General features: G+C 64.0%; 22 protein-coding genes. 17 read left to right on the forward strand and 5 right to left on the reverse strand.

The window, feature by feature from the left end; translation table 11 throughout:
* Positions 1 to 17: 17 nt before the first annotated feature.
* Both IN820_RS03785 and map read right to left on the reverse strand, forming a co-directional pair.
* Complete coding sequence (locus IN820_RS03785) at positions 18 to 2,720, reverse strand: [protein-PII] uridylyltransferase (RefSeq protein ID WP_193679698.1); 2,703 nt, start codon at positions 2,718 to 2,720, stop codon at positions 18 to 20.
* Between the two features lie 41 nt (positions 2,721 to 2,761).
* Positions 2,762 to 3,544 carry a type I methionyl aminopeptidase gene (gene map, locus IN820_RS03790; RefSeq protein WP_193679699.1) on the reverse strand — a complete coding sequence of 261 codons (783 nt, stop codon included), beginning with the start codon at positions 3,542 to 3,544 and terminating at the stop codon, positions 2,762 to 2,764.
* Between the two features lie 417 nt (positions 3,545 to 3,961).
* Between map and rpsB the strand changes: the two genes are divergently transcribed.
* The 17 genes from rpsB (at position 3,962) to IN820_RS03875 (ending at position 23,533) form a co-directional block, all read left to right on the forward strand.
* A complete protein-coding gene (gene rpsB / locus IN820_RS03795; RefSeq protein ID WP_014819902.1) occupies positions 3,962 to 4,702 on the forward strand; it encodes a 30S ribosomal protein S2 in 741 nt (246 codons plus the stop codon).
* A 126-nt stretch (positions 4,703 to 4,828) separates the two neighbouring features.
* The gene (gene tsf / locus IN820_RS03800) at positions 4,829 to 5,692 is read left to right on the forward strand and encodes a translation elongation factor Ts (RefSeq protein ID WP_193679700.1); all 864 of its coding nucleotides are present in this window, start codon (positions 4,829 to 4,831) and stop codon (positions 5,690 to 5,692) included.
* 339 nt (positions 5,693 to 6,031) lie between these two features.
* Positions 6,032 to 6,775: a UMP kinase gene (gene pyrH / locus IN820_RS03805; RefSeq protein WP_193679701.1), complete on the forward strand. Its 744-nt coding sequence runs from the start codon at positions 6,032 to 6,034 to the stop codon at positions 6,773 to 6,775.
* A complete protein-coding gene (frr, locus tag IN820_RS03810; protein WP_193679702.1) occupies positions 6,772 to 7,329 on the forward strand; it encodes a ribosome recycling factor in 558 nt (185 codons plus the stop codon). The genes pyrH and frr overlap by 4 nt, the downstream gene beginning before the upstream one ends.
* A gap of 148 nt (positions 7,330 to 7,477) precedes the next feature.
* Entirely contained in the window at positions 7,478 to 8,239 is a 762-nt protein-coding gene (uppS, locus tag IN820_RS03815) for a polyprenyl diphosphate synthase (protein WP_193679703.1), read from the forward strand.
* A complete protein-coding gene (locus tag IN820_RS03820) occupies positions 8,233 to 9,048 on the forward strand; it encodes a phosphatidate cytidylyltransferase (protein ID WP_193679704.1) in 816 nt (271 codons plus the stop codon). Before uppS ends, IN820_RS03820 begins: the two co-directional genes overlap by 7 nt.
* Positions 9,033 to 10,235 carry a 1-deoxy-D-xylulose-5-phosphate reductoisomerase gene (ispC, locus tag IN820_RS03825; protein ID WP_193679776.1) on the forward strand — a complete coding sequence of 401 codons (1,203 nt, stop codon included), beginning with the start codon at positions 9,033 to 9,035 and terminating at the stop codon, positions 10,233 to 10,235. The genes IN820_RS03820 and ispC overlap by 16 nt, the downstream gene beginning before the upstream one ends.
* A 63-nt stretch (positions 10,236 to 10,298) precedes the next feature.
* Positions 10,299 to 11,651: an RIP metalloprotease RseP gene (rseP, locus tag IN820_RS03830; protein WP_193679705.1), complete on the forward strand. Its 1,353-nt coding sequence runs from the start codon at positions 10,299 to 10,301 to the stop codon at positions 11,649 to 11,651.
* A gap of 69 nt (positions 11,652 to 11,720) precedes the next feature.
* On the forward strand, positions 11,721 to 14,072 hold the full coding sequence (gene bamA / locus IN820_RS03835) for an outer membrane protein assembly factor BamA (protein WP_193679706.1): 2,352 nt from the start codon (positions 11,721 to 11,723) through the stop codon (positions 14,070 to 14,072).
* Positions 14,073 to 14,120: 48 nt separating this feature from the next.
* Positions 14,121 to 14,624, forward strand: a complete 504-nt coding sequence (locus tag IN820_RS03840) for an OmpH family outer membrane protein (RefSeq protein ID WP_193679707.1) — start codon at positions 14,121 to 14,123, stop codon at positions 14,622 to 14,624.
* A 1-nt stretch (position 14,625) separates the two neighbouring features.
* The gene (gene lpxD, locus IN820_RS03845; RefSeq protein WP_193679708.1) at positions 14,626 to 15,684 is read left to right on the forward strand and encodes a UDP-3-O-(3-hydroxymyristoyl)glucosamine N-acyltransferase; all 1,059 of its coding nucleotides are present in this window, start codon (positions 14,626 to 14,628) and stop codon (positions 15,682 to 15,684) included.
* A 98-nt stretch (positions 15,685 to 15,782) separates the two neighbouring features.
* A complete protein-coding gene (fabZ, locus tag IN820_RS03850) occupies positions 15,783 to 16,223 on the forward strand; it encodes a 3-hydroxyacyl-ACP dehydratase FabZ (RefSeq protein ID WP_193679709.1) in 441 nt (146 codons plus the stop codon).
* A complete protein-coding gene (lpxA, locus tag IN820_RS03855; protein ID WP_193679710.1) occupies positions 16,220 to 16,996 on the forward strand; it encodes an acyl-ACP--UDP-N-acetylglucosamine O-acyltransferase in 777 nt (258 codons plus the stop codon). The genes fabZ and lpxA overlap by 4 nt, the downstream gene beginning before the upstream one ends.
* Before the next feature lies 1 nt (position 16,997).
* Positions 16,998 to 18,131 carry a lipid-A-disaccharide synthase gene (gene lpxB, locus IN820_RS03860; RefSeq protein WP_193679777.1) on the forward strand — a complete coding sequence of 378 codons (1,134 nt, stop codon included), beginning with the start codon at positions 16,998 to 17,000 and terminating at the stop codon, positions 18,129 to 18,131.
* Positions 18,131 to 18,769: a ribonuclease HII gene (gene rnhB / locus IN820_RS03865; RefSeq protein WP_193679711.1), complete on the forward strand. Its 639-nt coding sequence runs from the start codon at positions 18,131 to 18,133 to the stop codon at positions 18,767 to 18,769. The genes lpxB and rnhB overlap by 1 nt, the downstream gene beginning before the upstream one ends.
* A 111-nt stretch (positions 18,770 to 18,880) precedes the next feature.
* Positions 18,881 to 22,402, forward strand: coding sequence for a DNA polymerase III subunit alpha (dnaE, locus tag IN820_RS03870; protein ID WP_193679712.1), 3,522 nt, complete (start codon positions 18,881 to 18,883; stop codon positions 22,400 to 22,402).
* 180 nt (positions 22,403 to 22,582) lie between these two features.
* Entirely contained in the window at positions 22,583 to 23,533 is a 951-nt protein-coding gene (locus IN820_RS03875; protein WP_193679713.1) for an acetyl-CoA carboxylase carboxyltransferase subunit alpha, read from the forward strand.
* 129 nt (positions 23,534 to 23,662) lie between these two features.
* On the opposite strand, the gene IN820_RS03880 is transcribed toward IN820_RS03875, so the two are convergent.
* From IN820_RS03880 to IN820_RS03890, 3 genes are all read right to left on the reverse strand, one after another.
* Positions 23,663 to 24,136 (reverse strand): GNAT family N-acetyltransferase, encoded by a 474-nt coding sequence (locus IN820_RS03880; protein WP_235989062.1) that lies wholly within the window; start codon positions 24,134 to 24,136, stop codon positions 23,663 to 23,665.
* Complete coding sequence (locus IN820_RS03885; protein ID WP_193679714.1) at positions 24,133 to 24,915, reverse strand: IclR family transcriptional regulator; 783 nt, start codon at positions 24,913 to 24,915, stop codon at positions 24,133 to 24,135. Before IN820_RS03885 ends, IN820_RS03880 begins: the two co-directional genes overlap by 4 nt.
* A 116-nt stretch (positions 24,916 to 25,031) precedes the next feature.
* A complete protein-coding gene (locus tag IN820_RS03890; protein WP_193679715.1) occupies positions 25,032 to 25,712 on the reverse strand; it encodes a sarcosine oxidase subunit gamma in 681 nt (226 codons plus the stop codon).
* Between the last annotated feature and the right edge of the window lie 2 nt (positions 25,713 to 25,714).

Genomic DNA, 25,714 nt, shown 5'->3' on the forward strand with positions numbered 1-25,714 from the left:
AGCGGCGCCGGCGGGTATCAGATCGCGAAGCTGCTCGGCGAGGGCTGCTGCTCGTTTTCCTGCTGTAACTCCTTGACCAGCGCCTGCTGCAGGCGCGCGCAGAGTTGCGGGTCGGATAGCGGCTGATTGTCGGCGTTGGTGACGAAGAACACGTCCTCCACGCGCTCGCCCAGGGTGGCGATCTTGGCGTTCTGCACCGACAGGTCGAAGGCCAGGAACAGCTGGCCGACACGTGCCAGCAGGCCGGGGCGGTCCGGCGCGACGATTTCGATGATGGTCTGCGGCCGCTGTGTGTCGTTGTGGATGGTGACCTGCGGCGGGAAGGCGAAGTGCTTGAGCTGGCGCGGCACGCGGCGCTGGATGATGGCCGGGTACTCGTCCGGATTGCGCAGGGTGTCGATCAGGCCCTGGCGAATCTCCTCGATGCGTTCGGGGTTGTTGCCGATCGGGCTGCCATCGGCATCCAGCACGATATAGGTGTCGAGCGTGAACTGGCTGCTCGAGGTCAGGATGCGCGCGTCATGGATGTTCAGGTTCAACTGGCCCATGGCGGCCACGGTCACGGCGAAGAAGTCGTGCTGGTCGGGCGCGTAGATGAAGATCTGCGTGCCGCCCTCGAATTCGCGCTGGGTGGTCTCCTTGATCAGCACCAGCGGCCCGCCATCGTCCGGATGCTCGATGATCGCCTCGGTATGCCAGGCGACGTCCGTCGCGGTATGGCGCAGGAAATAGTCGTCGCCCAGTTGCGTCCAGAGCTGCTCGGCATCGTCCGGGTCGGTGCCGTTGCGCACCAGGTGGTCGAGCGCCGCCCGCTGCGTCTGGCGAATCTGCTCCTCGCGCTCCAGCGGGTTCTCCAGGCCGCGCTTCAAGGCGCGTTTGGTCTCGGTGTAGAGTTGGCGCAGCAGGCTGGCGCGCCAGGAATTCCACAGTGTCGGGTTGGTGGCGTTGATGTCGGCCACGGTCAGTACGTAGAGGTAATCCAGGTGCGTCTCGTCGCCCACCCGCTGGGCGAAGTCGTTGATGACCTGCGGGTCGGACAGGTCCTTGCGCTGCGCGGTGGTCGACATCACCAGATGGTTTTCGACCAGCCAGACGACCAGGCGGGTATCCCAGGCCGGCAGCTTGTGGCGGTTGCAGAACTGTTCGGCATCCACCGCGCCCAGCTCCGAGTGGTCGCCACCGCGACCCTTGGCAATGTCGTGATACAGCCCGGCGATATAGATCAGTTCCGGTTTGGGCAGCCGCTCGACCAGCTTGCTGGCGAGCGGGTATTTTTCCGCGACGCCCGGCTTGGTCAGCTTGCGCAGGTACTTGATGACGTTCAGCGTGTGCGCGTCGACCGTGTAGATGTGGAACAGGTCATGCTGCATCTGCCCGACGATATGGCCGAACTCCGGCAGGTAGCGCCCGAGAATGCCGTAGCGGTTCATGCGCCGCAGGTTGCGGTGGATGCCTTCCTTGCACTTGAACAGCTCGATGAACAGGCTGGTGTTGCGCAGGTCCTGGCGGAAGGCGTCGTCGATCAGGTAGCGATGGTCGCGCAGCAGGCGGATGGTGTCGGAGCGCACGCCCTGGATGTCCGGGTGCTGGGCGAGCAGCACGAAGGTTTCCAGGAGGGCGAACGGCGTGCGCTTGAAGATCGCCGGATGGGTCGCTTCGAGATAGCCCTCGCGCACCTGGAAGCGGCTGTTGAGCGGCTGCGCCGGGCCCGAGTCGCCCTCCCAGAGGATCACTTCGGCGAAATGCTGGCCGACCAGATCGCTGAGTTCGGCGATGCTCATGACGACCCGGTAGTACTTCTGCATGAAGCGCTCGATGGCCAGCTTGGCATCGTTGTCTTCGTAGCCGAGCAGGGCTGCGAGGCTGCGCTGGTGATCGAACAGCAGGCGGTCCTCGGCGCGGCCGGCGAGCATGTGCAGGCCATAGCGGACCTTCCAGAGGAATTCCTGGGCAGCCGTCAGCAGGCTGTGCTCGCCTTCGGTGAGAAAGCCCTGATCGACCATGGCCTGCAGATTCAGCGTGCCGAACTCGCGGCGGGCGATCCAGAGGATGGTCTGGATGTCGCGCAGGCCACCGGGCGAGCCCTTCACATTGGGCTCGAGGTTGTATTCGGTGTTGTTGTACTTGGAATGGCGCGCGCGCTGCTCGTTGCGCTTGGCCAGGAAGAACTCCTTGCTCGGCCACATCTGCTGCGCGCTGGTGACCTTCTGCATGGCCTGGCGCAAGTGTTCGGGACCGGCGATGGTACGGCTTTCCATCAGGTTGGTGATGACGGTCAGGTCGGCGCGCGCCTGCTCGGCGCATTCGGCGACCGAGCGCACGGCCTGGCCGACTTCCAGGCCGATGTCCCAGAGCAGGGTGAGAAAGCCTTCGATGGAGTCGCGGAAGACCTCCTGGTCGTTGTCGTCGAGCAGGATCAGCAGGTCGATGTCGGAGTAGGGGTGCAGCTCGCCGCGGCCATAGCCGCCAACCGCCACCAGGGCGATGTCGGCATTCTTGTCCCAGTCGAAGCGGTTCCAGGCCGAGCGCAGGATCTGGTCGACGAACCAGGCCCGGTCCTCGATCAGGCGGCGGATGTCTCGGCCGTTCCTGAAGCGCTCGTCCAGCACCTGGCGAGCCTGGCGGATGGCCTTCTTGTACGCGGCAATGGGGCTTGCCTTGAGCGCCAGCTCCGCCTGGAACTGGCTGTGGTCGAACAACTCCGGATCAACCTGGGGCATGCGAAAAACCTCCCGTGGTACCGCGATCGATGGGGCCTGGCTCAGGCTGAGGTGCGCGCGATGGTGTCGTCGCTGCGCAGGGTGAAGATCTCGTAACCGTCGGCAGTGACCAGAATGGTGTGTTCCCACTGCGCCGACAGCTTGCGGTCCTTGGTGATGGCGGTCCAGCCATCACCGAGCAGGCGGGTTTCGGCCCGGCCCTGGTTGATCATCGGCTCGATGGTGAAGGTCATGCCTTCCTTGAGTTCCAGGCCGGTGCCGGCGCGGCCGTAATGCAGGACCTGCGGCTCCTCGTGGAAGACCTTGCCGATGCCGTGGCCGCAATATTCGCGTACCACCGAGAAACCGTTCTTCTCGGCGTGCTTCTGGATCACTTCGCCGATATCGCCCAGGCGGGCGCCCGGGCGCACCAGTTCGATGCCTTTATATAGGCATTCCTGAGTGACCTGGCAGAGCCTTTGCGCCCATTCCGGCACCTTGCCGACCAGGAACATCTTGCTGGTATCGCCGTGGTAGCCGTCCTTGATGACGGTGATGTCGATGTTGAGGATGTCGCCATCCTTCAGCGGCTTGTCGTTGGGAATGCCGTGGCAGACCACGTGATTGATCGAGGTGCAGATCGACTTGGGAAAGCCCTTGTAGTTGAGGGGCGCCGGGATCGCCTGCTGGACGTTGACGATATGGTCGTGGCAAAGACGGTCCAGCTCCTCGGTGGTGACGCCAGGCTTGACGTGCTCGCCGATCATTTCGAGCACCTCGGCGGCGAGCCGCCCGGCGATGCGCATTTTCTCGATATCTTCGGGCGTCTTGATGGTGACAGTCATTGGGAGCTCTCGGGCACGAAAGGAAAGGGCAGTATGTTAGCAGCTTGAAGCTGGAAGCCTGAAGCTGGAAGCGTCCGGCGGATATTGGCAGGAGCCATGCCCGCGACGCTCTTGCGTGGCCAGTGTTCGCGAGCATGGCTCGCTCCTACAGCCCGCCGCCCCGATAAGGCTTGACGGCCTTTGTGCCGTTCCGAAACCTTTCCAGCTTCCAGCTTCCAGCTTCCAGCTTCCAGCTTCCAGCTTCCAGCTTGTAGCTTGTAGCTTGTAGCCGCTTTCTATGCTATAAAACGCGCCGCTCGACGGGACTACCCGTTGCGCTTGAACCCCACACACGTGTCGACACGGTATCCTGGGTGCTCGAAAGAGTTGGATATCGGGACGCGTGGAGGCCTAACCCGACTTATTCGAGGACTCGTCATGTCTCAAGTCACCATGCGCGATATGCTGAAGGCCGGTGTGCACTTCGGCCACCAGACCCGTTACTGGAACCCGAAAATGGACAAGTACATTTTCGGCGCGCGCAACAAGATCCACATCATCAACCTGGAAAAGACCCTGCCGATGTTCAACGACGCCCTGCGTTTCGTTGAAAAGCTGGCTGCGGGCAAGAACAAGATTCTGTTCGTCGGCACCAAGCGTTCCGCTGGCAAGATCGTTCGCGAAGAAGCCGCTCGTTGCGGTTCGCCGTATGTCGATCATCGCTGGCTGGGCGGCATGCTGACCAACTACAAGACCATTCGCGCGTCCATCAAGCGTCTGCGTGAGCTGGAAGGCCAGTCGCAGGATGGCACTTTCGAGAAGCTGACCAAGAAAGAAGCGCTGATGCGCACCCGTGACCTCGAGAAGCTCGAGCGCAGCCTGGGTGGCATCAAGGACATGGGCGGTCTGCCGGATGCCATGTTCGTCGTCGACGTCGATCACGAGCGCATTGCCATCTCCGAAGCCAACAAGCTGGGTATTCCGGTCATCGGCATCGTCGATACCAACAGCAGCCCGGAAGGCGTCGACTACATCATTCCCGGTAACGACGACGCCATCCGCGCCGTTCAGCTCTACTTGGGTTCGATGGCCGATGCCGTCCTGCGCGGTCGCCAGAACGGCGCCGGCGGTGCCGACGAGTTCGTCGAGGAAGTGGCTTCCGAAGCGGCTCAGGGCTGAGTGCGACGCACCGCAGCGTGACACCCGATAAACGAAAAGGGGGCTAGGCCCCCTTTTTGTCTCTTGCGAATTGATCACCCGAGTCAGTGGGTGAATGGTTAGAAACCAATCGAGAGGATTCCCAACATGGCAGAAATCACTGCAGCCTTGGTCAAAGAACTGCGCGAACGTACCGGCCAGGGCATGATGGAGTGCAAGAAGGCACTGGTTGCCGCAAACGGCGACATCGAGAAGGCCATCGACGACATGCGTGCTTCCGGCGCCATCAAGGCGGCCAAGAAGTCCGGCAACATCGCCGCCGAAGGTTCGATCGCCGTTCGCGTCGAAGGCGGCCGTGGCCTGATCATCGAAGTGAATTCGCAGACCGACTTCCTGGCTCTGCAGGACGATTTCAAGGCCTTCGTCAAGGAAAGCCTGGATGAAGCCTTCGAGCAGAAGCTGGCCGACGTGGCTCCGCTGATCGCTTCCCGTGAATCCGCGCGCGAAGCGCTGGTCGCCAAGTGCGGCGAGAACGTCAACATCCGTCGCCTGACCGCCGTCGAAGGCGAGGTGGTGGGTGCCTACCTGCATGGCCATCGCATCGGTGTTCTGGTCACCCTGAAAGGTGGCGATGCCGAGCTGGCGAAGGACATCGCCATGCACGTAGCGGCGAGCAACCCGGCCGTGCTGAGCCCCTCCGACGTGTCCGAAGAGCTGGTCGCCAAAGAGAAGGAAATCTTCCTGCAGCTCAATGCCGACAAGATCGCCGGCAAGCCGGAGAACATCGTCGAGAACATGGTCAAGGGCCGTATCAACAAGTTCCTCGCCGAAGCCAGTCTGGTCGAGCAGGCGTTCGTCAAGAACCCGGAAGTCAAGGTTGGCGAACTGGCGAAGAAGGCCGGTGCCGAAATCGTTTCCTTCGTTCGCTACGAAGTGGGTGAGGGCATCGAGAAGGCAGAGGTCGATTTCGCTGCCGAGGTAGCTGCCCAGGTGGCCGCCACCAAGAAGTAAGGTCACTAGGGTCTGTTACGCCATGCGGCGTTGCGGAACTTGGCAAGGGATCAGCATTGCCTGCGTCCCGCGCCTGCGGAGCGCCGACCGGCCTGGCGCCATTTGGCGCAGCAACGCGGTTCGCGACGAAACGGCAACAGACCCTAGGTCGTCCTGATGAAGAGGCTGCCCGCTTACGCGCGCGGCCTCTTTGTCGAATGGGGCGGCGGAATTGTTTTTTCTGTCACGTTATAGTCGTCGCTTGGCACCAACTCATCGTCGAGTTGTCAAAGCGCAGATATTTTTTTGTCTGATCAATCCAGATTTCAGTCATAGCACGCCGCAGGAGATAACACGCCAATGGCTCAGCAGATGAGTGCACGCAATCCTCGCTATAAACGCATTCTGCTCAAATTAAGCGGCGAAGCCCTGATGGGCTCCGAAGACTTCGGCATCGATCCCAAGGTGCTCGACCGCATGGCGCTGGAGGTCGGGCAACTGGTGGGGATTGGCGTCGAGGTCGGTCTGGTGATCGGTGGTGGTAATCTGTTCCGTGGTGCGGCGCTTTCTGCCGCTGGCATGGACCGGGTGACCGGCGATCATATGGGGATGCTGGCCACCGTGATGAATGCCCTGGCGATGCGTGATGCCCTGGAACGCTCGAATATCCCCGCGCTGGTGATGTCGGCCATCTCCATGGTCGGTGTGACCGATCACTACGATCGCCGCAAGGCCATGCGCCATCTCAAGTCCGGCGAGGTGGTGATTTTCTCTGCGGGTACGGGTAATCCATTTTTCACCACCGATTCGGCTGCCTGTCTGCGCGCCATCGAAATCCAGGCGGATGTGGTCCTCAAGGCGACCAAGGTCGACGGCGTCTATACCGCCGACCCGTTCAAGGACCCCAATGCGGAGAAGTTCGCGCAACTGACCTATGACGAGGTGCTCGATCGCAAGCTCGGCGTGATGGACCTGACCGCCATCTGCCTGTGCCGCGATCACACCATGCCGTTGCGCGTTTTCAATATGAACAAGCCTGGCGCCCTGCTGAACATCGTGCTCGGTGGCGCCGAAGGAACACTGATCGAGGAAGCGAACGAATGATCAACGAGATCAAGCAAGACGCGCAGGAGCGCATGAAGAAAACCCTGGAGTCGCTGGACCATGCATTCGCCAAGATCCGTACCGGCCGTGCGCATCCCAGCATCCTCGACAGCGTGATGGTGTCCTACTACGGCGCCGATACGCCGCTGCGCCAGGTGGCCAACGTGGTGGCGGAGGATTCGCGTACCCTGGCATTGACCGTGTTCGACAAGAGCATGATCCAGGCGGTCGAGAAGGCCATCATGACCTCCGACCTGGGGCTGAATCCGGCGACTGCCGGCACCACCATCCGCGTGCCGATGCCGGCACTCACCGAAGAAACGCGCAAGGGCTATACCAAGCAGGCTCGTGCCGAGGCGGAAAACGCCCGGGTGGCGGTGCGCAACATTCGTCGTGATGCGCTGGCGCAGTTGAAGGACCTGGTCAAGGAAAAGGAAATCAGCGAGGACGAGGAACGTCGCGGCCAGGATGACGTCCAGAAGCTAACCGACAAGTTCGTTGCCGAAATCGACAAGGCCCTGGAAGCCAAAGAAGCCGACCTGATGGCTGTGTAGGGCCCGCATCGGATCGCCTCCACGACGTCTCCATCGAGTCCGGCTCAGCCGGAAGCGCGGCGCGACGGGGAGGCGGGATGCCCTGAGAGCTGTCGCTTGCAGCTTTTTCTTTTGTTTGCAGCGTGTTCTAGCGCAAGTAGAGTTGTTCATGGAAAAGGTCAGGCAGATTGCCGGACGGAATCTCCCCCGTCACGTAGCGATCATCATGGATGGCAACAATCGCTGGGCGAAAAGACGTCTGCTTCCCGGTGTGGCGGGACATAAAGCCGGTGTCGACGCGGTACGCGCCGTGATCGAGGTCTGTGCCGACTCCGGTGTCGAGGTGCTGACGCTCTTCGCGTTTTCCAGTGAGAACTGGCAGCGCCCGGCCGATGAGGTGGGTGCCCTGATGGAGCTGTTCCTCTCGGCGCTGCGGCGCGAGGCGCGCAAGCTCGACGAGAACGGCATTCGTCTGCGCATCATCGGCGATCGCTCGCGCTTCCATCCCGAGCTGCAGACGGCCATGCGCGAGGTCGAGGAAATGACCGCCGCCAACCATCGCTTCGTGCTGCAGGTCGCCGCCAACTATGGCGGGCAGTGGGACATTCTCCAGGCGGCGCAGCATCTGGCCGCGGAAGCCCAGGCGGGCCGCCTCAATCCGGCCGAGATCACCCCCGCATTGTTCCAGAGCTACCTGGCGACCGGTGACATGCCATTGCCGGACCTGTGCATTCGCACCGGCGGCGAGCGGCGTATCAGCAATTTCCTGCTCTGGCAGCTCGCCTACGCCGAGCTGTATTTTTCCGATCTGTACTGGCCTGACTTCAAGCATGTCGCCATGCGCAAGGCCCTGGCCGATTTCGCCACGCGGCAGCGGCGCTTCGGCAAGACCGGCGAACAGGTCGAAAGCGAGGTCAAGGCCGAATGCTGAAGCAGCGAATTATCACGGCAGCGATCCTCCTGCCTGTTGCGATCGTGGGTTTCTTCCTGCTCCACGGACTCGCCTTTGCCTTGTTCATCGGCCTGGTCGTGGCGTTGGGCGCCTGGGAATGGGCGCGCCTGGCCGGGTTCGCCAGCCAGCCGGTGCGGGTCGGCTACGCAGTGCTGGTGGTGCTGCTGCTGGGCGTGCTCTATCAGCTTCCGGCGCTGGCGCCCTGGTTGCTGGCATTGGCGGTGCTCTGGTGGCTCGCCGCCACGTACCTGGTGCTCACTTATCCGCACAGCAGTCGGCTCTGGGGCGGCTCGGCCGGTAGCCTGCTGATCGGGCTGCTGATCCTGCTGCCGGCCTGGCAGGCGCTGGTGCTGCTCAAGCAGTGGGAGCTGGGCAACTGGCTGATCCTGGCGGTGATGGTTCTGGTATGGGTCGCCGATATCGGCGCCTACTTTTCCGGCAAGACCTTCGGCCGGCGCAAGCTGGCGCCCCAGGTCAGCCCCGGCAAGAGCTGGGAAGGCTTGATCGGCGGTCTGCTGACCAGTCTGCTGGTCACGCTGGCGGTGGGTGTCTACCGCGGCTGGTCCGTCCGCGAGCTGATCCTTGCACTGCTGGGGGCGGCGCTGGTGGTACTGATTTCGGTCATCGGCGATCTGACCGAGAGCATGTTCAAGCGCAGCTCCGGCATCAAGGACAGCAGCCAGTTGCTTCCCGGGCATGGCGGCGTCATGGATCGCATCGATAGCCTCACTGCGGCGATTCCACTGTTCGTCGTGCTGCTGTGGCTGGCGGGATGGGGTGTGCTGTGACCCGACCCTTGCAGATAACCGTGCTGGGCGCCACCGGGTCGGTCGGGCTCAGCACGCTGGATGTCATTGCCCGCCATCCGCAGCGCTATGGCGTTTTCGCGCTGACCGGCTTCAGCCGGATTGTCGAGCTGCGCGCCCTTTGCCTGGCGCATCGGCCGCGCTATGCGGTCGTGGGTGACGAGGAGCAGGCGCGTGTCCTGCAGGACCAGTTGCTCGGGGACGGCCTGGATACGCGGGTGCTCAGTGGTGAGGGTGGCTTGAGCGAGGTGGCCGGGCATCCGGACGTCGATGTGGTGATGGCCGCCATCGTCGGCGCGGCGGGCTTGCGACCCACGCTTGCCGCGGTTCAGGCCGGCAAGCGTGTGCTGCTGGCGAACAAGGAGGCCCTGGTGATGTCGGGCGGGCTGTTCATGCAGGCGCTGCGTGACAGCGCCGCGGTGCTGTTGCCCATCGACAGCGAACACAACGCCATTTTCCAGTGTTTGCCGGCCGATTATTCCCGGGGACTGCCGGTCGTCGGCGTGCGGCGGATACTGCTGACCGCCTCCGGCGGGCCGTTCCGCGGGCTCTCGGCGCCCGAGCTCGAACATGTGACCCCGGAGCAGGCTTGCGCCCATCCCAATTGGTCGATGGGGCGCAAGATCTCCGTGGATTCGGCGAGCATGATGAACAAGGGGCTCGAGCTGATCGAGGCCTGCTGGTTGTTCGATGCGCGGCCCGATCAGGTCGAGGTGGTGATCCATCCGCAGAGCGTGATCCATTCCATGGTTGATTACGTGGATGGCTCGGTGCTCGCGCAGCTGGGCAATCCGGACATGCGTACGCCCATCGCCCATGCGCTGGCCTGGCCCGAGCGGATCGATTCCGGCGTTTCGGCGCTGGATCTGCTGCGGATCGGTCGGCTCGACTTCCAGGCGCCGGACGACCAGCGCTTTCCTTGCCTGCGGCACGCCCGCTCGGCGGCGCAGGCGGGCGGCACGTCGCCGGCGATGCTCAATGCGGCGAACGAAGTGGCGGTGGAGGCGTTTCTCAATCGACGCATCCGCTTCACCGAGATCGCGAGTATCATCGACGACGTATTGAATCGTGAGGCGTCGGTTCCGACCCACTGCCTCGAGGATGTGTTGACGGCGGACAGCAGGGCCCGGGAGCTTGCCGGGCATTGGCTGAGTCGCCACGGGCGATAGGTCCGCTGATGATTCGTCGCGGCTCGCGACGAAATGGTAACGGGCCCTGGGCCGGAGGAATGAATGGGCGCGCTTTATATGATCGTCGGCACCCTGATCGCACTCGGGGTGCTGGTCACTTTTCACGAGTTCGGCCACTTCTGGGTGGCGCGCCGGTGCGGGGTGAAGGTGCTGCGCTTCTCCGTGGGTTTCGGCAGCCCGCTGGTGCGCTGGCACGATCGTCATGGCACCGAGTTCGTGATCGCTGCGATTCCCCTGGGTGGTTACGTGAAGATGCTCGACGAGCGCGAGGGCGAGGTGCCGCCTGCGCTGCTCGACAGCGCCTTCAACCGCAAGACGGTGCGTCAGCGCTTCGCCATCGTCTCTGCCGGACCATTGGCCAATTTCCTGCTCGCCCTGGTGTTCTTCTGGCTGCTGGCGATGCTCGGCAGCGAGCAGGTGCGCCCGGTCATCGGTGCGGTGGAATCCGGCAGTCTCGCCGCACAGGCCGGGCTGGTCGCCGAGCAGGAAATCATCACGGTCAACGGCAAGCCGGTCAATGGCTGGTCCGACGTCAACCTGCAACTGGTTCGCCGCCTCGGTGAAAGCGGCAATCTCGACCTCGCCGTGCGCGATCTCGGTAGCTCCAGCGAGCGGCATCTGCGGATTCCGTTGCAGAACTGGCTGAAAGGGGAGGCGGAGCCCGACCCGATTACATCGTTGGGCATCCGTCCGTGGCGGCCGCAGATCGCACCGGTCATCGCGCAGCTGGACCCGGATGGGCCCGCGCAGGCGGCCGGAGTTCGCCTCGGCGATCGCCTGCTCAGTCTGAACGAGCAGCCGCTGGAGGACTGGCAGCAGGTCATCGATGCGGTGAAGGTCCTGCCGGGCGAGGCCGCCTCGCTGTCGATCGAACGCGCTGGCCAGCGCCTGGAGGTGTCGCTGACGCTCGCTTCGCGCGGGGAAGGCGAGGAGCGGCGCGGTTACCTGGGGGCGGGCGTCGAGGCGGGCGAATGGCCGGCGCAGATGCTGCGCGAGGTCAGCTTCGGTCCGCTCGAGGCGGTCGTGGAAGGGCTGAGACGCACCTGGACCATGAGCCTGCTGACCCTGGATTCCCTGAAGAAAATGCTCTTCGGGGAGCTCTCGGTAAAAAACTTGAGCGGCCCGATAACCATTGCTAAAGTGGCGGGCGCTTCTGCCCAGTCCGGCCTCGGGGATTTCCTGAATTTCCTCGCCTACCTGAGCATAAGCCTGGGGGTTCTCAATCTACTGCCTATCCCGGTGCTTGATGGGGGGCACCTGCTCTTCTATCTGGTCGAGTGGGTCCGCGGGCGCCCTCTGTCGGAGAGGGTTCAGGGGTGGGGGGTACAGATCGGCATCAGCCTGGTAGTAGGGGTGATGCTGCTTGCGCTGGTCAATGATCTTGGCCGCCTGTAACGCTGAATTCCGTAATGTCGCCGCTCCGGGCGCCGGCTCATTTATCAGGTTTGAACAAGAAAGGACTTCATGAAACGTCTGCTGCTACCTGCGGTTATTTCCGCATTGATGATTGCCGAAGTTCACGCTGAGTCCTTCACTATTTCAGATATCCGGGTCAACGGCCTGCAGCGGGTCTCCGCCGGCAGCGTGTTCGGCGCACTGCCGCTGAACGTTGGCGAGCCGGCCGATGACAACCGCCTGGTCGATGCCACTCGCGCCCTGTTCAGAACCGGTTTCTTCCAGGACATTCAGCTCGGCCGCGAAGGCAACGTGCTGGTCATCAGCGTAGTCGAGCGTCCTTCTATTTCCGCGATCGAAATCGAAGGCAACAAGGCGATCAAGACCGAGGACCTGCTGTCCGGCCTGCAACAGTCGGGCCTGGCTGAAGGCGAAATCTTTCAGCGCGCCACGCTCGAAGGGGTGCGCAACGAACTGCAGCGCCAATACGTGGCCCAGGGGCGCTACTCCGCCACCATCGAAACCGAAGTGGTCGCGCAGCCGCGCAACCGGGTGGCGTTGAAGATCAAGATCAACGAAGGCTCGGTCGCCGCCATCAAGCACATCAACGTGGTGGGCAACTCGGTGTTCCCGGACGAGGATCTGGTCGGCCTGTTCGAACTCAAGACCACCAACTGGCTTTCGTTCTTCCGCAACGACGACAAGTACGCGCGCGAGAAGCTCTCCGGCGACCTGGAGCGCCTGCGTTCCTATTACCTGGATCGCGGCTACATCAACATGGATATCACCTCGACCCAGGTATCCATCACGCCGGACAAGAAAGACGTCTATGTGACCGTCAACATCGACGAAGGCGAGCGCTACACCGTTCGCGACGTCAAGCTCAGCGGCGACCTCAAGGTGCCGCAGGAAGAGATCGAAGCGCTGCTGCTGGCCAAGCAAGGGCAGGTCTTCTCGCGCAAGGTGATGACCACCACCTCCGAGCTGATCACCCGCCGCCTGGGTAACGAGGGCTACACCTTCGCCAACGTCAACGGTGTGCCCGAGGCCCATGACGAGGACAACACGGTATCCATCACCTTCGTGGTGGATCCGGGCAAGCGCGCCTACGTCAACCGCATCAATTTCCGCGGCAACACCAAGACCGAGGACGAAGTGCTGCGCCGCGAGATGCGCCAGATGGAAGGAGGCTGGGCGTCGACCTACCTGATCGACCAGTCCAAGGTCCGCCTCGAGCGCCTCGGCTTCTTCAAGGAGGTCAACGTCGAGACCCCGCAGGTGCCAGGCACCGACGACCAGATCGACGTCAACTACAGCGTCGAGGAGCAACCCTCCGGCTCGATCATGGCGAGCATCGGTTTCGCCCAGAACGCCGGTCTGATCCTCGGCGGCTCGATCAGCCAGAACAACTTCCTCGGCACCGGTAACCGGGTGTCGCTCGGCCTGACCCGCAGCGAATACCAGTCGCGCTACAACTTCGGCTTCGTCGATCCCTACTGGACCGAGGACGGCGTCAGCCTCGGCTACAACGCCTTCTACCGCACCACCGACTACGACGAGCTGGACTACGACGTCTCCAGCTACTCGGTGGACAGCCTGGGCGCGGGCGTGAACATCGGCTATCCGATCAGCGAGACCTCGCGTTTGTCCTTCGGCCTGTCGATACAGCAGGACGAGCTGGACACCGGTCGCTACACCGTCGACGAGATCTTCGACTTCATGGAGGAGGAGGGCGACAGCTTCCTCAACTTCAAGGCCTCGGTGGGCTGGTCCGAATCGACCCTGAACCGCGGCGTGCTGGCCACCCGCGGGCATTCGCAGAGCCTGGTGCTGGAAACCACCGTCCCGGGCAGCGACCTGTCGTTCTACAAGCTCGACTACAACGGCCAGCTGTTCGTGCCGATGACCAGCGACTACACCCTGCGCATGCATACGCGCCTGGGCTATGGCGACGCCTACGGCTCGACCTCGCGACTGCCGTTCTACGAGCATTACTACGCCGGTGGCTTCAACTCGGTGCGGGGCTTCGAGGACAGCAGCCTGGGTCCGCGCAGTACGCCCAGCGACGGTTCGCGTCCGGGCACCATTGCCGACCCCGATCGCGACCCGCTGCCGTTCGGCGGCAACGTACTGATCCAGGGTGGCCTGGAAGTGCTGTTCCCGATGCCGTTCGTCAAGGACCAGCGCTCGTTGCGCACCTCGGTGTTCTGGGATGTTGGTAATGTATTCGATACCAATTGCCCGTCCGGCTCGGCGAACTGCAGCGACATCGATTTCGGCGACATGGCCAGTTCGGTCGGTGTCGGCCTGACCTGGATCACCGCGATGGGGCCGCTGAGCTTCAGCCTGGCGATGCCGGTGGTGAAGCCGGACGATGCCGATACCCAGGTCTTCCAGTTCTCGCTGGGACAAACGTTCTAACACTGCAGCGCCATGCTTCAGTGCTTTCATTCAGGAGTGGTGTATACCGTGCGTAAGTTGACTCAACTGTTCCTTATCGTTGCCGCACTGGTGGCGACCCCCGCGTTCGCCGAGATGAAGATCGCGGTCATGAACTACCAGATGGCGCTGCTCGAATCCGATGCCGCCAAGCGTTACGCGGTCGATGCCGAGAAGAAGTTCGGCCCCCAGCTGAGCAAGCTGCAGACGCTGGAAAGCGACGCCAAGCGCATCCAGGATCGTCTGGTCAAGGATGGCGACAAGATGCAGCAGGCCGAACGCGAGCGCCTCGAACTCGAGTTCAAGCAGAAGGCGCGTGACTTCCAGTTCCAATCCAAGGAGCTGAACGAATCCAAGGCCGTCGCCGATCGGGAGATGCTCAAGCAGCTCAAGCCCAAGCTGGACCAGGCGGTGGAAGAGGTCATCAAGAAAGGCAACTATGACCTGGTGTTCGAGCGCGGTGCCGTGGTCGATGTCAAGCCTCAGTACGACATCACCCGCCAGGTCATCGAGCGCATGAACCAGCTGCGCTGATATGTCCGGCGCAACCTTCACGCTCGGCCAACTGGCCGACGAACTGGGCGGCAGTCTTCGCGGCGATGCCGCCCAGCCTGTCGACGGCCTGGCAACCTTGCAGGAAGCCGGCCCCACCCAGCTGAGCTTTCTCGCCAATGCCCAGTATCGCAAGTACCTCGCGACCACCCGGGCGGCGGCGGTCCTGCTGTCGCCTGCCGATGCGCAGGGCCACGAAGGTGCGGCGATCGTCGTGGCCGACCCTTATCTCGCCTACGCCCGTGCCTCGCACCTGTTCGAGACCCGTCCCGCGGTGTCCAGCGGGATCCATCCCACCGCGGTAGTGGCGGCAGACGCCGAGATCCATCCTTCGGCCAGCATCGGCGCCTACGCGGTCATCGAGTCGGGCGCGACCATCGGCGCGGACGTGGTGGTCGGCGCGCAGTCGTTCATCGGTGCGCGCAGCCGGATCGGCGAAGGAGGGCGCCTGGCGCCGCGGGTCACGCTGTACCATGACGTGGTGATCGGCAAGCGCGTGGTGATCCAGTCGGGGGCGGTGATCGGCGGTGAAGGCTTCGGCTTCGCGAAGGAAAAGGGCGTGTGGCAGAAGATCGCCCAGATCGGCGGCGTGCGAATCGGCGATGACGTCGAGATCGGTTCCAACACCACGATCGACCGTGGTGCGCTGTCGGATACCCTGATCGGCAACGGGGTGAAGCTGGACAACCAGATCATGATCGCGCACAACGTGCAGGTCGGCGACAACACTGCGATGGCAGGATGTGCGGGTATTTCGGGCAGCACCAAGATCGGGCGCAACTGCATGATCGCGGGTGGGGTCGGCATGGTTGGCCATATCGAGGTCTGTGACAACGTATTCGTGACCGGGATGACCATGGTCACGCGCTCCATCAGTGAACCAGGCAGCTATTCCTCGGGAACGGCGATGCAGACCGCTGCCGACTGGAGGAAGAGCGCCGCGCGCATTCGCCAGCTGGACGACATGGCGCGGCGGCTGCAGCAGCTGGAAAAAAGCCTGGCGGCCGTGACCCAGGGCCAGAATCCGGCTTCTGATGCCTGAACTCACGGTCTGATCCGGTTTTTCGGTAACTGCCTGACGATGCTGGCGCGAGCTCCGGCGCAGGCGGTCCCATACTTTTTTACAGGCTCTTTCCTGACATGATGGATATCAACGAGATTCGCGAATACCTGCCTCACCGCTACCCGTTCCTGCTGGTCGACCGGGTAGTCGAGCTGGATACCGAGGCCAAGCGCATTCGCGCCTACAAGAACGTAACCATCAATGAGCCGTTCTTCAACGGGCACTTCCCGCAGCATCCGATCATGCCGGGCGTCCTGATCATCGAGGCGATGGCGCAGGCGGCCGGGTTGCTCGGCTTCAAGATGATGGGCGTCACGCCTTCCGATGGCACCCTGTATTACTTCGTGGGTTCCGACAAGCTGCGCTTCCGCCAGCCGGTGCGCCCTGGTGACCAACTGGTTCTCGAGGCAACCTTCCTCAGCGTCAAACGTGGCATCTGGAAGTTCGATTGCCGGGCCAGCGTCGATGGCAAGCCGGTCTGCTCGGCCGAGATCATCTGCGCGGAACAGGAAATATGAGTTTGATCGACCCTCGCGCCATCGTCGATCCTGCGACCCGTCTGGCGGATGACGTCCAGATCGGGCCCTGGTCGATCATCGGGCCGGATGTCGAAATTGGCGAGGGAACGGTGATCGCGTCCCACGTGATCATCAAGGGGCCGACCCGTATCGGCCGGCACAACCGCATCTATCAGTTCTCCTCGGTCGGCGAGGATACCCCCGACCTGAAATACAAGGGGGAACCGACCCGGCTGGTGATCGGCGATCACAACGTGATTCGCGAGGGGGTCACCATCCATCGCGGCACGGTCCAGGATCGTTCCGAAACCACCATCGGCAATCACAACCTGATCATGGCCTATGCGCATATCGGCCACGACAGCGTGATCGCCGACCATTGCATCCTGGTCAACAACACCGCCCTGGCCGGACACGTGCACGTCGGTGACTGGGCGATCCTCTCCGGCTACACGCTGGTACACCAGTTCTGCCATATCGGTGCCCATAGCTTTTCCGGCATGGGAACGGCCATCGGCAAGGACGTGCCGGCATTCGTGACGGTTTTCGGAAATCCGGCAGAAGCCCGCAGCATGAACTTCGAAGGCATGCGTCGGCGGGGCTTCAGCAACGAAGCCGTACATGCCTTGCGCAGCGCCTACAAGACCGTTTACCGCAAGGGTTTGACGGTGGAAGCGGCGCTCGCCGAACTCGCCGAAAGCGCCCTGGCGTTCCCCGAAGTCGCGATGTTCCGTGATTCCATCCAGGCTTCCACCCGTGGCATCACCCGCTGAGATGAGCCGGCCGCTGAGGGTGGCACTGGCTGCCGGCGAATCCTCCGGCGATATCCTCGGTGCCGGGCTCATGCAGGCGCTCAAGGCCCAGCATGGGAATGTCGAATTCGTTGGCGTCGGCGGCCCGCGGATGCAGGCCGAGGGGCTGGTGCCCTATTTCCCGCTCGAGCGCCTGGCAGTGATGGGGCTGGTCGAGGTGCTCGGGCGCTTGCCCGAGTTGCTGGCCCGGCGCAGGAGGCTGGTGGAAACCCTGATCGAAATCCGTCCTGACGTGTTCATCGGCATCGATGCGCCGGATTTCAACCTGGGCCTGGAACTGAAGCTGAGGCGTGCCGGCATCAAGACCGTGCACTACGTCAGCCCCTCGGTCTGGGCCTGGCGGCAGAAGCGCGTGCTGAAGATCCGCGAAGCCTGCGACCTGATGCTCACGCTGTTTCCCTTCGAAGCGAAATTCTACGACGCCCATCAGGTGCCGGTGCGCTTCGTCGGGCACCCGCTGGCCGACGCCATTCCGCTGTGCGCCGACCGTGCGGCGGCCCGGGAGGCGCTCGGGCTGCCGCGGGACGGGTCGATCGTGGCGTTGATGCCCGGCAGCCGTGGCGGGGAAGTGGCGCGCCTGGGCGATCTGTTCCTCAGCGCCGCCGAGCGGCTGCGGGCCATGCGCCCCGGCATCCGTTTCGTGATGCCCTGCGCCAGTCCGGAGCGTCGGCTGCAGCTGGAGCAGATGCTGGCGACGCGGGATCTGCCGCTCACCCTGCTCGATGGCCGTTCCCACGAGGCGCTGGCCGCCTGCGATGCGGTGCTGATCGCCTCCGGCACGGCGACGCTGGAGGCGCTGCTGTTCAAGCGGCCGATGGTGGTGGCCTACAGTGTGGCGCCGCTGACCTATCGCATTCTCCGGCGCCTGGTGAAGAGCCCCTACGTGGCGTTGCCCAACCTGCTGGCCCAGCGCCTGCTGGTCCCCGAGTTGCTGCAGGATGCGGCGACGCCGGAGGCGTTGGCCCAGGCCCTGTCGCCGCTACTGGACGATGGCGAGGTGCAGACCGAGGGTTTCGACAGTATCCATCGCACGCTGCGCTGCGACGCCTCGAGCCAGGCGGCCGACGCCGTGCTGCGCCTGGTCGGAGCGCGCTGATGCAGTTCGGGCTCGATTTCAACCTGGTCGAAGAACTCGTCGCGGGCGTCGATGAGGTCGGCCGCGGGCCGCTCTGCGGCCCGGTGGTCACCGCGGCGGTGATTCTCGATCCGGCGCGGCCGATCCTGGGCCTGAACGACTCGAAGAAACTCAGCGAGGCGCGCCGCGAAGCGCTGTTCGACGCAATCCGCGAGAAGGCCCTGGCCTGGTGCGTGGCGCGCGCCGAGGTGGAGGAAATCGATCGGCTGAATATCCTGCATGCGACCATGCTGGCGATGCAGCGCGCCGTGGAAGGCTTGAGCGTCACCCCGCGGCTGGCGCTGATCGATGGCAACCGCTGCCCCCAGCTGAACGTTCCCAGCGCGCCGGTGATCCAGGGCGATGGCCAGGTCCCGGCAATCGCCGCGGCCTCGATCCTGGCGAAGGTCAGCCGCGACCGTGAGATGCAGGCGCTGGATCTCTGTTATCCGGGCTATGGCCTGGCCGGGCACAAGGGCTATCCAACCGCCTTCCATCTCGAGGCGCTGCAGCGCCTCGGCCCGACGCCGATCCATCGGCGCTCCTTCGCGCCGGTACGGATGCTGCTCGAGCAAGCGGTCTTCGCGGTGGATGCCCCGGCCGGCCTGCCGTTGCTCTAGCCGACGCAATTCTCCCAGCTCCGGGCCCGCCCGCCCCAGCTTCACGGCTTCCTTGCGGTCCATTTCCGGTACAATCCCGCGCTTGTCGTTTTTCCAGCCCAGGGTCCGTCCATGCCTGTTTCATTCGTTCATCTCCGCCTGCACACCGAGTACTCGCTGGTCGATGGGCTGGTGCGGGTCAAGCCGCTGATCAAGGCGGTGGCGGCGGGCGGGATGCCGGCGGTGGCGGTGACCGACATGAGCAACATGTGCTCGCTGGTGAAGTTCTACAAGGCGGCGCAGGGGGCCGGTATCAAGCCGATCTGCGGCGCCGACATCTGGCTGGCCGGCTATGACGAGGACGGCCCGCTCAGCCGCCTGACCCTGCTGGCGATGAATGCCACCGGCTACCGCAACCTCACCGAACTGGTTTCCCGCGGCTGGACCGACGGCCAGCGCAACGACCTGGTGATCATCGAGCGCGACTGGGTGAAGCAGGCCGCCGAAGGCCTGATCGCCCTGTCCGGCGCCAAGGAAGGGGAGGTCGGCCAGGCGCTGCTCAACGGCGACGAGGCGCTGGCGGAATCCCGTCTGGCCGAGTGGCGGGATGTGTTTGCGGATCGTTTCTATCTCGAGGTGCAGCGCACCAGCCGGGTCAACGACGAGGAGTATCTGCACGCCGCTGTCGCCCTCGCCGAACGCAGCGGCACACCGCTGGTGGCGACCAACGACGTGCGCTTCCTCAAGCAGGACGACTTCGAGGCCCACGAGACGCGCGTCTGCATCGGCGAAGGACGCACCCTGGATGACCCGCGCCGGCCGCGTACCTACTCGGACCAGCAGTACCTGAAGACGCCGGAGGAAATGGCCGAGCTGTTCTCCGACCTCCCCGAGGCGCTGGAAAACACCGTCGAGATTGCCAAGCGCTGCAACATCGAGGTGCAGCTGGGCACCTACTTCCTGCCGAACTTCCCCGTGCCCGAAGGCATGACCATCGACGACTACCTGCGCCAGGTGTCGTTCGAAGGCCTGGAGGAGCGCCTGGAAGTCCTGCTGCCCAAGGACACGCCCGACTACGAGGCGAAGAAGCAGGTCTACATCGATCGTCTCGAATTCGAGCTGGGCACCATCATCCAGATGGGCTTCCCCGGCTACTTCCTGATCGTCATGGACTTCATCAAGTGGGCCAAGAACAACGGCGTGCCGGTCGGCCCCGGCCGGGGTTCGGGTGCGGGGTCGCTGGTGGCCTATGTACTGAAGATCACCGACCTCGACCCGCTGGCCTACGACCTGCTGTTCGAGCGCTTCCTCAACCCCGAACGGATTTCCATGCCCGACTTCGACGTCGACTTCTGCATGGACGGCCGCGACCGGGTGATCGACTACGTGGCCGAGGCCTACGGGCGCAACGCGGTGAGCCAGATCATCACCTTCGGCACCATGGCGGCCAAGGCCGTGGTGCGCGACGTGGCGCGGGTGCAGGGCAAGTCCTACGGCCTGGCCGACCGGCTGTCGAAGATGATCCCCTTCGAAGTGGGTATGACCCTGGAAAAGGCCTACGAGATGGAGGAGCCGTTGCGCGATTTCCTCGCCGTCGATGAAGACGCCAAGGAAATCTGGGACATGGCGCTCAAGCTCGAGGGCATCACCCGTGGTACCGGCAAGCACGCCGGTGGCGTGGTGATCGCGCCGACCAAGCTCACCGACTTCGCGCCGATCGCCTGCGACGAGGAAGGCGGCGGCCTGGTGACCCAGTTCGACAAGGACGACGTCGAGCAGGCCGGCCTGGTGAAGTTCGACTTCCTCGGCCTGCGTACGCTGACCATCATCAAGTGGGCACTGGAGACCATCAACCGCGAGCAGGCCAAGAAGGGCCTGGAACCGGTCAACATCGACTTCATCCCGCTGGACGACAAGCCGACCTACCAGCTGCTGCAGAAGGCCGAGACCACGGCCGTGTTCCAGCTCGAATCGCGCGGCATGAAGGAGCTGATCAAGAAGCTCAAGCCGGACTGCCTGGAAGACCTCATCGCACTGGTGGCACTGTTCCGCCCCGGCCCGCTGCAGTCGGGCATGGTGGACGACTTCATCAACCGCAAGCACGGTCGCGCCGAGGTGTCCTACCCGCACCCGGACTACCAGTACGCGGGCCTCGAGCCGGTGCTCAAGCCCACCTACGGCATCATCCTGTATCAGGAACAGGTGATGCAGATCGCCCAGGTCATGGCCGGGTATACCCTGGGTGGGGCGGACATGCTGCGTCGCGCCATGGGCAAGAAGAAGCCCGAGGAGATGGCCAAGCAGCGCGGCGGCTTCATCGAAGGCTGCAAGAACAACGGCATCGAGGCTGATCTCGCGGGCAACATCTTCGACCTGGTGGAGAAGTTCGCCGGTTACGGCTTCAACAAGTCGCACTCGGCCGCCTACGGCCTGGTGTCCTACCAGACCGCCTGGCTCAAGGCGCATTATCCGTCGCCGTTCATGGCCGCGGTGCTCTCGGCGGACATGCACAACACCGACAAGGTGGTGATCCTCATCGAGGAATGCCGCAGCATGAAGCTGCGCATCGATCCGCCGGACGTCAACGTCTCCGAGTTCAAGTTCACCGTCAACGACGACGGCCGCATCGTCTATGGCCTGGGCGCGGTCAAGGGGGTCGGCGAGGGGCCGGTCGAAGCCATCGCCGAGTGCCGGGCCGAGGGCGGGCCGTTCAAGGACCTGTTCGATTTCTGTGCGCGGATCGATCTCAAGCGCATCAACAAGCGCACTCTCGAGGCGCTGATCCGCTCCGGCGCGCTGGATCGCCTCGGGCCGTACTTCCATGACGAAGCCAAGGCCTACCAGGCCAACATCGACCGCAATCGCGCGGTGTTGCTGGCGGCCATGGAAGAGGCGGTGCAGGCTGCGGAGCAGACCGCTCGCAGCCTCGACAGTGGCCATATGGACCTGTTCGGCGGCCTGTTCGCCGAGCCCGAGGCGGATGTCTACGCCAACCACCGCAAGGCCCGCGAGCTGTCGCTCAAGGAACGTCTCAAGGGCGAAAAGGACACCCTCGGTCTGTACCTGACCGGCCATCCGATCGACGAATACGAGGGCGAGGTCCGCCGCTTCGCCCGCCAACGCATCATCGACCTGCGGCCGGCTCGGGGCGAGCAGACGATTGCCGGCCTGATCGTCAACCTGCGGGTGATGAAGAACAAGAAGGGCGACAAGATGGGCTTCATCACGCTCGATGATCGCTCCGGGCGCATCGAGGCCTCGCTGTTCGCCGAAGCGTTCAACAGCGCCCAGGCGCTGTTGCAGACCGACGCCCTGGTGGTGGTCGAGGGGGAAGTCAGCAACGATGACTTCTCCGGCGGCCTGCGCCTGCGCGCCAAGCGCGTGATGAGCCTGGAGGAGGCGCGCACCGGGCTGGCCGAAAGCCTGCGCGTGAAGGTCGCCAGCGAAGCGCTCAAGGGCGATCGCATGCGCTGGCTGGCCGATGTCTGTGGCCGTCACCGCGGCGCCTGCCCGATCACCCTGGAATACACCGGCACCGATGCGCGGGCCTTGCTGCAGTTCGGCGAGAGCTGGCGAATCGACCCGGCCGACAACTTGATTCAGGCATTGCGTGACCAGTTCGGGCGCGACAACGTCTTTCTCCAATACCGATAGAGGGTCGACGTCCGGGAGGCGCTAATACACTCCCAGGCCAAGGCCCGAACGGCCCGGTGTTGACCGGGTCATGGTTCAGAACAATTTTTGTTCGACCTGAATGCGCCGGTCCCGTAAGGTAAGGCGCAAAAAACGGAACAGCCTCCCGGCCGCCTGGCCGTCGACGCATGACGGATGCCTATGAACCCGAATTTCCTGGATTTCGAACAGCCGATCGCCGACCTGCAAGCCAAGATCGAAGAGTTGCGCCTGGTCGGCAACGACAACTCGCTGAACATCGGCGATGAGATTGCCCGCCTGCAGGACAAGAGCGAGTCGCTCACCGAAAGCATCTTCGGCAATCTGACCAGCTGGCAGATCGCCCGCCTGGCCCGCCACCCGCAGCGGCCCTATACCCTCGACTACATCAACCACCTGTTCACCGAGTTCGAAGAACTGCACGGTGATCGCCACTTCTCCGATGATGCCGCCATCGTCGGTGGCACCGCCCGCCTGGACGGCCAGCCGGTGATGATCATCGGCCACCAGAAGGGCCGCGAGGTGCGTGAGAAGGTGCGCCGCAACTTCGGCATGCCGCGCCCGGAAGGCTATCGCAAGGCCTGCCGCCTGATGGAGATGGCCGAGCGCTTCAGGATGCCGATCCTGACCTTCATCGACACCCCCGGCGCCTACCCGGGCATCGATGCCGAGGAGCGCAACCAGAGCGAGGCCATCGCCTGGAACCTGCGTGTGATGGCGCGGCTGAAGACCCCGATCATCGCCACCGTGATCGGCGAGGGCGGTTCCGGCGGCGCGCTGGCCATCGGCGTCTGCGACCAGCTGAACATGCTGCAGTATTCCACCTATGCGGTGATCTCGCCGGAAGGCTGCGCCTCGATCCTCTGGCGTACCGCCGAGAAGGCGCCGGAAGCGGCCGAGGCGATGGGCGTCACTGCCGAGCGCCTGAAGGACCTGGGTATCGTCGACAAGGTGATCCCCGAGCCGCTGGGCGGCGCGCACCGCAACCCGGCCGTCATGGCCGCCGCCCTGCGCGAGCAGCTGAACAGCCAGTTGCACATGCTCAAGTCGCTGGATACCGATGCACTGCTCGCGCGTCGCTACGAACGCCTGATGAGCTACGGCATCGCCTGATCGCTCGCCGGGGGACGGCAAGCGGGGCGAAACCCGCTGGCTGCCGTTCCCCGTCCGGCCGTGCCGGGTTTGCCCCGACCCGCGCCCTTCCTCCTTTCTATCCCCGTCTCGAAAACCGTCGGCTGTCGGTCACGGTAGCGCCAGACGCAACGCGATCATCGGTGACTGGCCGAAGCCGTGGCGCGCATAGAAGCGTTGCGCCGCCCGGTTGTCCTGGTCGGTGAGCAGCGTGATGCGCCGGCAGTCCTGCTCGCGGGCGAAATCGATGGCGTGCCGCAGCAGTACGGAGCCGATACCGCTGCCGCGGTACGCCGCGTCGACCACCATGTCCTCCAGCAGCGCGACCCTGGCCCCCAGCGCCGTGGAGACGCTGTAGAGCAGGCTGACCATGGCGACGATGCGTCCGCCCTGGCAGGCCACCAGGATCTGCCCTTTCTGCGCATCGCCGATGATCGCGCGCAGGCCGCGCTGTTGCGCGGCCGGGTCCGGGGTGAATTCGACTTCCTGCGCGAACAACTGGCCGAGCAGGCTGCAGAGCGCAGGGATGTCGTCTTCGCCCGCGCAGCGGATGATCAATGCGTCGGTTTTCGGATGATGCATCATGCTGCGCCCAACTCCCGGGAAATCGCCTGCGCGGTGTGCTGCAACTCGTGCAAAAAACGCTCCTGGGCCTGCGGGCTGTCCATGACCGCCTCGGGACCGGAGAGGTTGATGGCCGCGACGACGTCAGCGAGGTGGTTACGGATGCCACAGGCGATGGCAGTGGAATAGTCGGAGCGATGCAGCACCCAGCCTCGCCCGCGGTCTTCCTCGATGGTTTGCTGCAGCTCCGGCAGGGTCTTCGGGGCCGGCGGCGGGTAGTCGTCGAGGCGCACGTGCAGGTAGAGGCTGTCCAGCGCCATCGGCGACAGGCCGGTCAGCAGGATGCGCCCCATGGCGGTGCAGTGGCAGGGGATGCGCGTGCCGATGGGGATGTTCACCGACAGGCGCTGGGCGGCGAAGGCGCGGTAGATGTAGAGGCTGTCGGTCTGTTCGCGAATGCTCAGGTGGCAGGACAGCGAGGTGCGGTCGCGCAGCGCGTTGAGGTGGGGCTGGGCAATGTCCACCAGGTCGCGGCTGGCCAGGTAGGCGAAGCCGTCGGAGACCACCTGCGGCCCCAGCTCGTAGGTGTTCTTGGCGACTTTTCGCAGGTAACCCATCTCGTTCAGGGTGTACACGATGCGATAGATCGCCGACACGCTGACGCCGAGGCGCTCGGCGATCTCCTGGCTGCCGAGGGTGCGCTGGCGGGCGCCGAACATCTGCAGGATGCTCAGGCCGCGCTGCAGGGCGGGGACCCGGTAGTCGGTGTCGCGCTCCGCGGTTTCGTCATGCTGGTTCATTGGCGCTCTCCGAGGAAAAGCAGCTTCAAGCTTCAAGCTGCAAGTTAGAGCAGCTATTGCGTGGTGCCTGCGCTCGTTGCTTTGAAGCTTGAAGCTTGAAGCTGGCTTGTGGCCGCTCAGAGCAGGGCATCGATACCCGCCGCTCGACCGTCGAACTCGGCCATGGCGTCGAGCAGCGCGTCCCAGAAATAGCTGGCCGACGCCCGGTCGCAGAGAATCTGCAGGCACGGCAGCTCGCCCTGGGGCGCGTTGATGACGATCACGTTGATCCGCGCCGCCGAGGTCTGCGCCACCGAACCGGGCGGGAAGGCCTCGGCGCGCAGGTCGACGCCGCAGAGCTTGGCCATCACCTCGCTGGCCTGTTCGCCGGTCAGCAGCAGCCAGGCGTGGCTGTCCTGGCGGGGCAGCAGGTAGTTGGCGCTGTCGCCGAGCTGCCACCCGGCCTCTTCCTGCTGGATGCGGCTGCCCGCGTCGCGCAGGCTGCCGAGCAGCAGGTATTCGCTCTGCGACAGGCGTGCGACCAGGCAGCCATCGTCCTGTGGTTGTGCCTGGTTGGGCCGTTCCGGCAGGCGGTAGCCCCTGGCACGCAGGTATTCGGCCGCGTCGCTGCCGCGAAAGCCGACTCGCGCCAGGTTGCTCTGATCGATCAGTGCGCAGCGTTGCAGTTGCGCGCTTTCGTCCTCGTCGCCATAGCCGGCGACCACCGCGGCATTGCCCAACTGGCCGAGCCGCGCGCCGACATGCCGGGGGTACAGCGGGCTGCGCTCGCTGAAGTCTTGTGCTTGCAAAATGGCCATGT

The sequence above is a fragment of the Pseudomonas lopnurensis genome, from assembly GCF_015070855.1.
Taxonomy (GTDB): Bacteria; Pseudomonadota; Gammaproteobacteria; order Pseudomonadales; family Pseudomonadaceae; genus Stutzerimonas; species Stutzerimonas lopnurensis.

What these genes read in the sequence shown, in the direction of transcription:
- IN820_RS03880 (WP_235989062.1), bottom strand. Translation starts at nt 24,136, where the DNA reads ATGATGCATCATCCGAAAACCGACGCATTGATCATCCGCTGCGCGGGC.
- IN820_RS03820 (WP_193679704.1), top strand. Translation starts at nt 8,233, where the DNA reads ATGCTGAAGCAGCGAATTATCACGGCAGCGATCCTCCTGCCTGTTGCG.
- ispC (WP_193679776.1), top strand. Translation starts at nt 9,033, where the DNA reads ATGGGGTGTGCTGTGACCCGACCCTTGCAGATAACCGTGCTGGGCGCC.
- rnhB (WP_193679711.1), top strand. Translation starts at nt 18,131, where the DNA reads ATGCAGTTCGGGCTCGATTTCAACCTGGTCGAAGAACTCGTCGCGGGC.
- rpsB (WP_014819902.1), top strand. Translation starts at nt 3,962, where the DNA reads ATGTCTCAAGTCACCATGCGCGATATGCTGAAGGCCGGTGTGCACTTC.
- IN820_RS03890 (WP_193679715.1), bottom strand. Translation starts at nt 25,712, where the DNA reads ATGGCCATTTTGCAAGCACAAGACTTCAGCGAGCGCAGCCCGCTGTAC.
- rseP (WP_193679705.1), top strand. Translation starts at nt 10,299, where the DNA reads ATGGGCGCGCTTTATATGATCGTCGGCACCCTGATCGCACTCGGGGTG.
- frr (WP_193679702.1), top strand. Translation starts at nt 6,772, where the DNA reads ATGATCAACGAGATCAAGCAAGACGCGCAGGAGCGCATGAAGAAAACC.
- IN820_RS03785 (WP_193679698.1), bottom strand. Translation starts at nt 2,720, where the DNA reads ATGCCCCAGGTTGATCCGGAGTTGTTCGACCACAGCCAGTTCCAGGCG.
- dnaE (WP_193679712.1), top strand. Translation starts at nt 18,881, where the DNA reads ATGCCTGTTTCATTCGTTCATCTCCGCCTGCACACCGAGTACTCGCTG.
- bamA (WP_193679706.1), top strand. Translation starts at nt 11,721, where the DNA reads ATGAAACGTCTGCTGCTACCTGCGGTTATTTCCGCATTGATGATTGCC.
- IN820_RS03885 (WP_193679714.1), bottom strand. Translation starts at nt 24,915, where the DNA reads ATGAACCAGCATGACGAAACCGCGGAGCGCGACACCGACTACCGGGTC.
- fabZ (WP_193679709.1), top strand. Translation starts at nt 15,783, where the DNA reads ATGATGGATATCAACGAGATTCGCGAATACCTGCCTCACCGCTACCCG.
- lpxB (WP_193679777.1), top strand. Translation starts at nt 16,998, where the DNA reads ATGAGCCGGCCGCTGAGGGTGGCACTGGCTGCCGGCGAATCCTCCGGC.
- lpxD (WP_193679708.1), top strand. Translation starts at nt 14,626, where the DNA reads ATGTCCGGCGCAACCTTCACGCTCGGCCAACTGGCCGACGAACTGGGC.
- pyrH (WP_193679701.1), top strand. Translation starts at nt 6,032, where the DNA reads ATGGCTCAGCAGATGAGTGCACGCAATCCTCGCTATAAACGCATTCTG.
- lpxA (WP_193679710.1), top strand. Translation starts at nt 16,220, where the DNA reads ATGAGTTTGATCGACCCTCGCGCCATCGTCGATCCTGCGACCCGTCTG.
- tsf (WP_193679700.1), top strand. Translation starts at nt 4,829, where the DNA reads ATGGCAGAAATCACTGCAGCCTTGGTCAAAGAACTGCGCGAACGTACC.
- map (WP_193679699.1), bottom strand. Translation starts at nt 3,544, where the DNA reads ATGACTGTCACCATCAAGACGCCCGAAGATATCGAGAAAATGCGCATC.
- uppS (WP_193679703.1), top strand. Translation starts at nt 7,478, where the DNA reads ATGGAAAAGGTCAGGCAGATTGCCGGACGGAATCTCCCCCGTCACGTA.
- IN820_RS03875 (WP_193679713.1), top strand. Translation starts at nt 22,583, where the DNA reads ATGAACCCGAATTTCCTGGATTTCGAACAGCCGATCGCCGACCTGCAA.